At 59.4% G+C, this 9,969-nt stretch carries 9 protein-coding genes; 2 read left to right on the top strand and 7 right to left on the bottom strand.

The window, feature by feature from the left end:
- Both C0V73_RS21130 and C0V73_RS21125 read left to right on the top strand, forming a co-directional pair.
- Positions 1 to 1,217 (top strand): ATP-binding protein (locus C0V73_RS21130; protein WP_143708362.1); only part of this gene is annotated, 1,217 nt, incomplete at its 5' end.
- Complete coding sequence (locus C0V73_RS21125) at positions 1,214 to 1,960, top strand: ATP-dependent Zn protease (RefSeq protein WP_102021983.1); 747 nt, start codon at positions 1,214 to 1,216, stop codon at positions 1,958 to 1,960. The genes C0V73_RS21130 and C0V73_RS21125, both read left to right, overlap by 4 nt.
- Before the next feature lie 406 nt (positions 1,961 to 2,366).
- Here the strand turns inward: C0V73_RS21125 and C0V73_RS21115 are convergent, their stop codons facing one another.
- The 7 genes from C0V73_RS21115 to C0V73_RS21085 form a co-directional block, all read right to left on the bottom strand.
- On the bottom strand, positions 2,367 to 3,296 hold the full coding sequence (locus tag C0V73_RS21115; RefSeq protein WP_245408054.1) for an XdhC family protein: 930 nt from the start codon (positions 3,294 to 3,296) through the stop codon (positions 2,367 to 2,369).
- Positions 3,293 to 3,673 (bottom strand): cytochrome c family protein, encoded by a 381-nt coding sequence (locus C0V73_RS21110; RefSeq protein ID WP_210200177.1) that lies wholly within the window; start codon positions 3,671 to 3,673, stop codon positions 3,293 to 3,295. The genes C0V73_RS21115 and C0V73_RS21110 overlap by 4 nt, the downstream gene beginning before the upstream one ends.
- Entirely contained in the window at positions 3,670 to 5,829 is a 2,160-nt protein-coding gene (locus C0V73_RS21105) for a xanthine dehydrogenase family protein molybdopterin-binding subunit (protein WP_102021980.1), read from the bottom strand. The genes C0V73_RS21110 and C0V73_RS21105 overlap by 4 nt, the downstream gene beginning before the upstream one ends.
- A gap of 14 nt (positions 5,830 to 5,843) precedes the next feature.
- On the bottom strand, positions 5,844 to 6,296 hold the full coding sequence (locus C0V73_RS21100; RefSeq protein WP_102021979.1) for a (2Fe-2S)-binding protein: 453 nt from the start codon (positions 6,294 to 6,296) through the stop codon (positions 5,844 to 5,846).
- A gap of 170 nt (positions 6,297 to 6,466) precedes the next feature.
- Positions 6,467 to 7,378, bottom strand: a complete 912-nt coding sequence (locus tag C0V73_RS21095) for a LysR family transcriptional regulator (protein WP_102021978.1) — start codon at positions 7,376 to 7,378, stop codon at positions 6,467 to 6,469.
- A 402-nt stretch (positions 7,379 to 7,780) separates the two neighbouring features.
- Entirely contained in the window at positions 7,781 to 8,563 is a 783-nt protein-coding gene (gene pcaD / locus C0V73_RS21090) for a 3-oxoadipate enol-lactonase (RefSeq protein WP_102022001.1), read from the bottom strand.
- A gap of 54 nt (positions 8,564 to 8,617) precedes the next feature.
- Positions 8,618 to 9,946: an aromatic acid/H+ symport family MFS transporter gene (locus C0V73_RS21085; protein ID WP_102021977.1), complete on the bottom strand. Its 1,329-nt coding sequence runs from the start codon at positions 9,944 to 9,946 to the stop codon at positions 8,618 to 8,620.
- Between the last annotated feature and the right edge of the window lie 23 nt (positions 9,947 to 9,969).

The raw sequence follows: 9,969 nt of genomic DNA, 5'->3' as shown, positions 1-9,969 counted from the left end.
TGCAGCGTCGGCTCCTCAATGCGCTGCGACGTGACTATCCCGTCGTTGCAATCTGCGAAGATGCGAAAGGTGTTCCGGACGAGATCACTATCGCGGCCGACATCAATCTGGCGGGCGGGAGGCTCGATTACCCCTTCCTCGCCCTTATGCTTGAAGCTGTCTACGGACCGGGCGGCAGGTTGCCGCTTGATCGGTGGACCAATGCTTATGATGTCCACTACCTCACCATCGATGACGTCGTGCTGGCGTTCCGACCGGGCCGCAGTGCTGCCGAAGTCGTCGCGATCCTTGCGTCGCTGACCGAGCGCAACCGCATCGCCGCGCGCGTTGGTGACAATGATGAGGATGAGAGCGACGGCTCTTCAGGTGGCTCCACAACGTCGAAGCAAAAGCCAGGCAAGGCAAGCCATGATAACGCTGCTTCGGGGCAAGACAGCAGCGGTGGCGGGTGGAGACGCGACAAGCCGTCCGGGGCGGAAGTCATCCAGCCGGAGCCTTGGGGCGAAGACGGGAGCCCGCCGAGCCTCGCGATCGAGACGCTCCCTGGATACGGCAAGGCGAAGACCTGGGCGCTCGATCTCAAGGCCGACCTTGATGACTACCGAGCCTCGATCCTCCCTTGGTCTGACATGAGCACCAAGCTGCTGCTCTCCGGACCGCCCGGGACCGGCAAGACGTCATTCGCCCGGGCGCTCTGCAATAGCTTGCAGGTGCCGCTGGTCGTCAGTTCGGTCTCGACTTGGCTCCAGGGTGCCCATCTGAGCGACGTCCTCAATCGCATGGCCCGGACCTTTGCCGAGGCGCGGGCCGTGGCACCTGCCATCCTCTTTATCGACGAGATCGATGGCATCGGAAAACGCCAGCCGGCAGAGCGCGAGTACGCGGACTATTGGAATGGTGTCGTCAACAAAGCGCTCGAACTGTTGGATGGTGCGGTCAAGGGCGAAGGTCTCATCGTCGTCGGCGCCACCAACCGACCGGAGCAGATCGACGAGGCCCTGAAACGTTCCGGGCGCTTGGAAACCCACATCGAGATCCCGAGGCCTGACACCGCGACATTGGCCGAGATCTTCCGGCACCATCTTGGTGAGGATCTGAAGGTGCTGGTCGCCGAGGGGCAGACGCCAAATAAGGAGAAAACCGAGATCGCCGAGCCGACCTCGGACACCGGCGACGGCCTGAGCCAACGAAAGACACTGAATGGAGGCAGCCAATGACCGAGCAAGCCATGACCAATACCGCATCGATCCTGAGCGACGTCCAATCGGTTCTCAAGCGTCTGGGCACTCGCGCGATGGGGCTCACGGGGGCTGATGTCGAGCGCATCGTACGTGAGGCCCGTCAGGTCGCTCGCCGGCAGAAGCGTCCAATCCGAAACAAGGATCTAGAGGACGGTATCCGGTTGAACCGGCCAGAGCTTCCGCATGATCTACGCTGGCGCTTCGCTGTCCACGAGGCGGGGCATGCGGTGGTGCATCATGCCTTGAAGCTCGGTCCAATCCAGGGGATTACGATCGACATGCCCGATGGCGGGTATAGCCTTCTGGCTTTCCAAAGGTCCGGCAGTGATACGCTGAGCTATCGAGAGGACCTGCTCGCGATGCTGATGGCCGGTCGGGCGGCCGAGCAAATTGTCTTCTGTTTCGTCTCCGTCGGCTCGGCAGGGGCAGAAGATAGTGACCTCGCCCGTGCGACGAGGCTTGCCCTGGCCCTTGAGCGCAGTCTTGGCTTTGGGGCGGTGCAGCCGCTGCTCTACCGGGATGACAAGGATGCGACGCCAGTGCTGGATGCGCATCCGGATCTGGCGGCGCGGGTCCATGCACGGTTGGAGAAGGCTTTGGCGAAGGCAAACGACGTGCTTAACGGGAACCGAGGGACGCTCGATCGGCTGACGGCGGCCTTGTTCGAACAGCAAGTGCTGGACAGCGAGGCTGTGGGGGCCATCCTTGCTGATGTGTGATGCCAGTGGTGGAGTGCGAAGGCTGCTCTCCGCCTTCCTCTCAGATTTTCGGCGAATACCTGCTTGACCCACAATGCTGCCATGACTGCACGGCATCACGTCTTATGTTTCGCAAAAATCCGTTTTGCTCGCACCATCGCGCCAAAGAAGTCGAACTCATCCTGCAAGACTGTCTTCGGCACCCCTTGGCGAAGGCCGACAATGTCGTAAATGGACTCGATGATCCGTATGTCCTCTCCTTGAGCGAAAGAAGTCGGACGCCCTTGGGGCGGTATTCGATCTTCAGGGCACCTATGCCTGAGCCCAGAATTTGTGTGATCATCCCGACAGTCTATGGATTGTTTGTCCGAGCGGACATTGTCGGGCTGCTCGATCCGGTCGAAGATCCCGGTTTCACCAGCATGCGTCATTTGAAACCTGTCAGCCTTGTAGCTGCGACCTCGGCGAGTACCGACAGCGCCAAGGAGGTCGAGTCTCGTGTGGGACCGAACAAACCGATCGGAGCCCTGATGCGTGTCAGGTCCTCGTCGCGGAAGCCTGCTTTCTGCAGTTCCTCGAGCCGCCGCTCGTGGGTTCTACTGCTTCCGAGTGCGCCGATGTAGAATGGTTTTGAGCGGAGCGCGGCCTGAAGCGCTGGTTGCTCCTGGTCCATGTCGTGGTGGAGGAGCAGGACCGCCGTGTATGGGTCGATGAGTTCGGTCAAGTTCGCGATGACGTCCTGACCGGAGATGAACACCACATCATACCCGCAACCCCGGGCGAGTTTAGCCACACTGCGTGCCTCCACCGTCTGACCGGAAATGACAATCCGGATCCGTGGGCGATAGAGGATGTGAAACCAATGGCCGATCCATCCAGTCGTTGCCGGTGGTGCCGTAACCGTCAAAGCTTGCTTCTCTACAGAGAGTTTTAATGCGGTAGTCCGGCGTTGCTCAAGACAGGTGAGCACTTGGACGATTTCGTCAGGCTCGCGCAGGATATGGATGACCACGGTGATGCCTCCTCCACAGGGAAGGATGATATCGAAGAAGGGTGACCCGTCGCCAAACGTGACCACTCGGTCCTTGCCTGCCTCGATTGCAAGCAGAGCTTCGAACGCAAGGGCTGCTTCCACGCAGCCACCGGACAGATAGCCAGCGTAGCGGCCATCAGCCGCCACCACGACATGCGAGCCCAGCGCACGGGCAGCACCGCCACGAACTTCAATGAGTGTCGCAATAGCTACCCGTGTTTGAGCATGACAAATGAGGGCAAACTCAAGAAGTGCGGCAACGTCGTCCGCGACAGACACCCTCATGGGTGTCGGCAGTTTGAGACAATCGAGGGAATGCTTCACTGGCCACCAAGCGACTTGAGATAAGCGATGATGTCGGCCCGATCCTGCTCTCTTGACACGCTGACAGTCATTCGCGTTCCACGCACCGCCTTGGTCGGACCTGCCAGGTAGGTGTCGAGGGCATCTTCCGTCCAGGTTAGACCAGCGTTCATGAGCGCCGGCGAATAGCGGTAGCCTTCAACCACCGCCGCTTCCCGGCCAACGACCCCGTTGAGCGGAGGTCCAGACTTATTGTCGCCTTGAACCGAATGACAGCCGGAACAGCGGTTGAAGAGCTGTTGGCCCCGAACTGGATTTCCGGCGATTGACGCTGCAGCCAGACCCGCAATGGAGACGGCGGCGATAGACAGGATCAAACGTAGTGCATGCAGCATCATTTTGCTTTCAGTTCTTCAGGATTGATTGGCAACGTCCTGACGCGCTTGCCCGTCGCCGCGAAAATGGCATTGGTGACGGCTGGGAAAACGGCAGTGGTGGAAGCCTCACCGATTCCTCCAGGCGCTTCGGCACTGCGGACAATATGGGTTTCCACATGAGGTGCTTCTTCGATGCGCAGCGGGAGATAGTTGTCGAAGTTGCTTTGCTCGACACGTCCATCTTTGAACGTGATCGCACCATAAAGTGCCGCCGTCAGACCATAGAGCGCGCCACCCTCCATCTGGGCCGCGATCGTATCCGGATTGACCGTCATGCCGCAGTCGACGGCTGTCACAATGCGTGTCACGCGAACCGTTCCGTCGTCTGCTACCGACACATCGGCGACCATTGCAAGGTAAGTTCCGAATGCGAGTTGGACAGCGACGCCGCGGCCTCGGCCCCGGGGCAGGATCTCACCCCAGCCAGCCTTTTCCGCCGCGAGCTCCAGGACGGCGAGCGCGCGCGGATTTTCTGTAAGGAGCCGCTTGCGATATTCGACGGGATCGGACTTTGCCGCTGCGGCCAGTTCGTCGATGAAACTTTCCACCACGAAGATGTTGTGTGACGGCCCGACGCCGCGCCACCAGCTCGTGAGCACGCCCTGCGGCTCCACCTGTTTGAACTCCACATGGATCGCCGGAAGCTTGTAAGGGGGATGGGCGGCACCCTCGACGCCGTCAGGATCGACACCGTTTTGCATGGCGGCGGGTGCAATACGCGCAAAAATCGAAGACCCGGCAACGCGGTGGCTCCAGGCGATCGGATTGCCATCCGTATCGATGCCGCCTGATATCCGATCGTAATAATATGGTCTGTAGTAGCCGTGCTGGATGTCCTCTTCACGGCTCCAGATCACCTTCACGGGTCCCTTGACCTGCATTGCTATCCTGACGGCGTGAGCGATCCCGTCGGCTTCCAGCCGGCGACCGAAGCCGCCTCCAACGATGTGATTGTTGATGATGATGTTCTCCGGCGGGAGACCTGTAACAGTGGCAGTTGCCTGCTTCGCTGAGGAGAGGTTCTGCGTTCCGACCCAAAGTTCACATCCATTCTCGCCTATGTGAACTGTACAGTTCATCGGCTCCATGGCCGTATGAGAGAGGAAGGGCAATTGGTACACGGCGTCGATCCGGATTGCGGCGCCCTGAAGGGCCGCAGTCACGTCTCCCTCACTGCGCGCCACACCTCCTGCGGATTGCGACTGCTCTTCGAGTTGCCGGAGGATATCGGCTTGTGACACGCTACCGTTCGGACCGTCCTCCCATTCGATGGCCGCGGCCTCCAGACCCTTCTTTGCGGCTCCGGTATGGTCTGCAACGACCGCCACAGAATCGTCCGTGATAACCACCTGCCGCACGCCTTTGATGGCCAAGGCTGCCGGCTCGTTCACAGACTTCGGCTTCCCGCCCAGGACCGGAGATATCGCGATGGCCGCAATCTTGGTCCCCGGTGGTGAGGCATCGATGCCATACTTCAACGAGCCGTTTGTCTTTCCGCGGGTGTCGAGGCGTTTCGCGGATGTCCCCAAAAGCGTGAACTCGGAGGGCTGCTTGAGTGCTATGGATTCGGCGGTTGGAATCGGAAGCGAAGCGGCTACGTCGACCAGTTCACCATAGGCCCGCCTTGTGCGCCCGTCCGGGTTCACCACGAATCCTTGCTCCGTACGGCACGATGTGACGTCGACATTCCATTCCTTGGCTGCAGCCTGCATCAGGAGCGTCCGGGCTGTCGCTCCGGCCGTTCGCAACGGCGTCCAGAACGCACGGATCGAAGTCGATCCGCCCGTCATCTGCCGGCCGAGCATGGGATGCCCGTAGAGTGCTTCGTTGACGGGGGCGTGCTCGATCCTCACCTCCTCCAGGCTTACGTCCAGTTCTTCGGCGATGAGCATTGCCTGAGCGGTATAGATCCCCTGACCCATTTCCACTTGAGGCATGACGAGTGTGACCAGGCCTCTGCGATCGATCCGGATGAAGGCGTTCGGTGCGAAGTCCGTGGCCGCGAGGGTTGCGGTCGGAATAGGACCGAGACTGACGATGAGGCCGCCGCCGAGTGCAGCGCTTGCCTTGAGGAAATTGCGTCGGTTCAGGCTGGGGCCAGCAATTTTGGTCGACATGGTCCGTTCTCCTCTCACGCGCTGGCAAGCTTGATGGCTGCGCGGATGCGCTGGTAGGTCCCGCATCGACAGACGTTCCCCGACATCGCGCTGTCAATGTCTTCGTCAGTTGGTTGTTCAATGTCAGACAGGAGTGCGGCTGCCGACATAAGCTGCCCCGATTGGCAGTAGCCGCATTGCGGCACGTCCAGTTCTATCCAGGCGTCCTGCAGCGCCTTTCCATGGGCAAGCGTTGCAAGGGCTTCGATCGTCGTGATCTGGCTCTCGGAGAGGCTATCGATCGGGGTGACGCAAGACCGGGTCGCAACGCCATCGACATGGACGGTGCAGGCACCGCAAAGCGCTTGCCCACACCCAAACTTCGTGCCTGTCATACCGAGCACGTCGCGAATGACCCACAGAAGCGGCGTATCGCCATCCGCATCGATTGAATGCGGCTGTCCATTGATCTGGAGGTGGAATGCCATGTGCCTGCTCCGTTGAAGACCTGAGGTTCAGCGGAACATGGCTTGTTTATTGACGCGGATAAACTGGCTTACACTGCGCTTGTTGTATAGCCTGGATATACAATCTGGCGGGAGGATATTGCGCAGCGGATCTTGGCAGGCCTGTGCGCCTTGCTAGGTCAGAGCCGTGGTCAATCCGTCAAGGACCGTCGTAGCTCCGAGCAAGCGTCTATGAATGCACGCAGTTTAGGTTGTGACTGGGCTGCCTTGGTAAAATAGAGAAACATTCCGTCTGTCCCGGGCGAATAGTCGAGCAGCACCGGTTCAAGCTGACCGGCCGCAACCCTTTGCGACGCGTGATAGGTGGAGGAATAGATCAGTCCCTGACCTCTTGCGGCGAGCCTTTGCATCAGCTCCCCGTCGTTGACGGTCACCGGACCATTGGGCTCGATGCTGACATTTTGCCCGTCCTCGAGAAACTCCCAACGATAGATGTCGCCCTTTTCTGGGCGGCGAAATCGGATGCAGTTATGCTTGGCCAGATCTGCGGGCACCATGGGTCGACCATGTTTGCGGAAATAGTCTGGCGAGCCGAAGACCGCCCAATGGAAGTGCGGTGACAGTCTGACGGCAATCATGTCCTGGGCGATGTAAGGGCCGATGAGAATTCCGGCATCATAGCCACCTGCCACGAAATCATGATGCCTGTTGCTGACAGTGAGATCGACCTTGACGTTGGGCCATGCGGCACAGAAACCGGGCAGGATCGGCTCGATCACGAACGGTACGGCGAGGCGTTCCACAAGCAGCTTCAGAGTGCCCGACGGCTCGTTTGACGCATCGGAGGCGACACTCAAGCTGGCCTCAATTACCTGCGCTGCCGGCGCGATCTCTGCCAGGAGCGTTTCACCAGCCTCCGTCAGTGAGATGCGTCGCGTTGTTCGGTGGAATAGTGGTGTGCCCAGACGCCGTTCAAGCTTCCGCAGCGCCTGACTGATGGCTCCCGGCGTCACTTCAAGGTCGAGAGCGGCCTTGCGAATGCTTTGCCGTTTCGCGATCGCCAGGAATTCGGCCAATCCATCAAATGGGTTCTGACGGCCCATGTATCCTCATCGAAGTTTGCCAGCGCTGCAGTCTTGCGTCTCCTCGCTACATGCGATGCACAAGCGATTGATCGCAAGTGAATTCCAATTGTCCTATCTTTGATAGGGCTACTGGTAGCAATTCTGAAAACGGGTCAATGGGCGGATTCAACGTGAGAGTCGTCTTTAGAGCCACACGAATGCATGCGTGTGATGCATATACATTAGGTGCGGCTTCGCGCCTTCACTTCGGTCGTAAGTGTCGTCATCGCTCATACCCGAAAGCAGACACGATCAACGCGCGCCCAAAGGGATTAGCCGAAGCCTTGCCAGTTTCCATGTGCAAAACGTGAGAAAGCAGTGCACACCATCTTCGGATGGCGAGGTAGCAGGCCATCTCTCGCCACCAGGCTCCGGTCTCGCCTAGCTGGCCAAGAATGCAGCCAGCAAGGTATTAAACCAACCTGCGGCCTGAAGGTTGACAATATGTCGTCCTGGGAGTGTCCGACGGCGACCGCGCAAAACTGATTGTGCAATCAGCTCAAGATCGCTCTCTACACACACTGCATCATCTTGTCCCGCAACTGCGAGAACCGGGTGGTGAATTCGATGGAGCTCAGAACGGAGATCTGCATCGCGCAAAGCTGCGCAGCAGCCAAGATACCCACTGGCCGAAGTTTGCTCGAAAGTCGTCATGAATCTGAGGATGATCTCTGGCGCGGTTGAGCTGAACTCCGGTGAAAACCATCTTTCCATCGTTCCGGTCCGAAGTTTGGCGAGACCGTCTCTGGCTACTGCGTCTATCCTTTCTTGCCAGGATTCCCGATTGCCGATCCTCGCTGCCGTAGCGCAGAAGACGAATTTGCCGAAGCGATTGCTTGCGTGGATCGCGAGCCACTGTCCAACGAGACCACCGATGGACAGTCCGCAGAAATCTGCCTTCTCGATCGCCAGGTGATCCATCAACGCGATAACATCGTCCGCAAGTTCGGATAGTGTGAAAGGAGATGGAGGTGCCGATGAAAGGCCGTGTCCTCGACGGTCATAGCGCAGGATCCGGAAATCGTCGGCCAGCGCCTCGATCTGACCATCCCACATGTGAAGATCGGTTCCGAGTGAGTTGCAGAAAATCAGCCAGGGTTTGGCGGCATCCGTGCCGTCGAGGCGGTAGTGCAGCCTGTGTTGATCGAGGTCGAGAAGCGGCATTGTCTGTTCCTTGGGCGAGAAGGCCCGCATTGCGGGCCTTCATGAAGTGCGGTCTTAGGCCGGAACTGGTGTTCGCAGCACTTGCCGCGAATTCAGCGAGGCATAGCCCAGCATGGCAAAGGCAGAGATCACAGCAGGCACCGCGAAGAGCATGAAGTTCTGCTGCAGCGGCAGTTGCTGAGCGAGCAGGTATCCCCCGAAGGTAGGCCCGACGATAGCGCCGATGCGACCGACACCTGATGCCCAGCCGAGACCTGTCGAACGGATCGAGAGATTGTAGAGCTGTGCCACACTCGCATAGAGCAGGATCTGGGTTCCGATTGTCGTCGCACCGGCGATGAAGACACTGATGAACAAGAGAATGGCCGGCAGCCCCATACCGATCAGGGCAATGGATACTGCGGCAGTCGCAAAGAAGGCGACGACCACCTTCGGGAGCCCGAAGCGATCCCCAAGTCGACCGCCGAGGATGGCACCGGCCATGCCGCCGAAGTTGAGCGAGAACAGGCTGAGCAGGCTGGCGCGCTCTGCATAGCCGGCCTCCTGAAGCACCTTCGGCAGCCAGGATGACAGGAGATAGACGAGCAGCAGGCAGCAGAAGAACGACACCCAGAGCATGGCAGTGCGCAGGCCGCGCTCATGGCGGAAGAGTTCAAGCACCGAAGCCGATGCCCCATTGGTCTCGGCGAAAACTAACTTGTCGCCGTCAGCGAGCTGATCGCCTGGGAACAGTCTCGAATAGATGCTGCGCGCTTCCGCCTGGCGGTTCTGGCGGATCAGGAACCCTAGCGATTCCGGCAGGTTCCAGAGGATGAGAGGCAGCAGTACAAGCGGGATCGCCGCAACATAGAACATCCATTGCCATCCAAACGACGGTATGATGGCGATCCCGAGACTGGCCGCCACCATTCCGCCGATCGAATACCCGGAAAACATCAGGGCAACCATCGTGCCGCGCAGCCGCTTCGGCGCATATTCGTTCATCAGCGCCACCGCGTTGGGCATAAGCCCGCCGCAGCCGAGACCGGCGATGAAACGGAAGATCTTGAATTGATCCGGCGACGCGGCAAAGCCTGTGGCAACCGTCGCCGTCGTGAACAGCACGAAGCTCAGGGCGATGCCTTTCTTGCGACCGATCTTGTCTGCGAGCGGGCCGAAAATCAGGGCGCCGAACATCATGCCGAAGAGCGCCCAAGCCTGCAGCGCGCCGGCTTGCGGTTTGCTCAAGCCCCATTCGGCAATCAGTTTCGGCAGGACCGTGCCTGCGACGAAGACGTCGTAGCCATCAACGACCAGAAGCAGCCCGCAGAGGCCGAGGATCATCCGTTGGAACCGGCCGAACTGACCGCTGTCTATTGCTTCAGTCACATCTATGTTGCGCATCTTCACTCCTCCCAGTGCTTGTG

Origin of the sequence: Rhizobium sp. TH135 (assembly GCF_002855515.1) — a bacterium.
GTDB lineage: Bacteria > Pseudomonadota > Alphaproteobacteria > Rhizobiales > Rhizobiaceae > Allorhizobium.
Note: the sequence above shows the minus strand (reverse complement) of the source record. Positions and strands in the feature narration are given on the sequence as shown.

Excerpts from the sequence above, each read along its gene's own strand:
- C0V73_RS21125 (WP_102021983.1), top strand. The coding sequence starts at position 1,214 with ATGACCGAGCAAGCCATGACCAATACCGCATCGATCCTGAGCGACGTC.
- C0V73_RS21110 (WP_210200177.1), bottom strand. The coding sequence starts at position 3,673 with ATGATGCTGCATGCACTACGTTTGATCCTGTCTATCGCCGCCGTCTCC.
- C0V73_RS21105 (WP_102021980.1), bottom strand. The coding sequence starts at position 5,829 with ATGTCGACCAAAATTGCTGGCCCCAGCCTGAACCGACGCAATTTCCTC.
- C0V73_RS21100 (WP_102021979.1), bottom strand. The coding sequence starts at position 6,296 with ATGGCATTCCACCTCCAGATCAATGGACAGCCGCATTCAATCGATGCG.
- C0V73_RS21095 (WP_102021978.1), bottom strand. The coding sequence starts at position 7,378 with ATGGGCCGTCAGAACCCATTTGATGGATTGGCCGAATTCCTGGCGATC.
- pcaD (WP_102022001.1), bottom strand. The coding sequence starts at position 8,563 with ATGCCGCTTCTCGACCTCGATCAACACAGGCTGCACTACCGCCTCGAC.
- C0V73_RS21085 (WP_102021977.1), bottom strand. The coding sequence starts at position 9,946 with ATGCGCAACATAGATGTGACTGAAGCAATAGACAGCGGTCAGTTCGGC.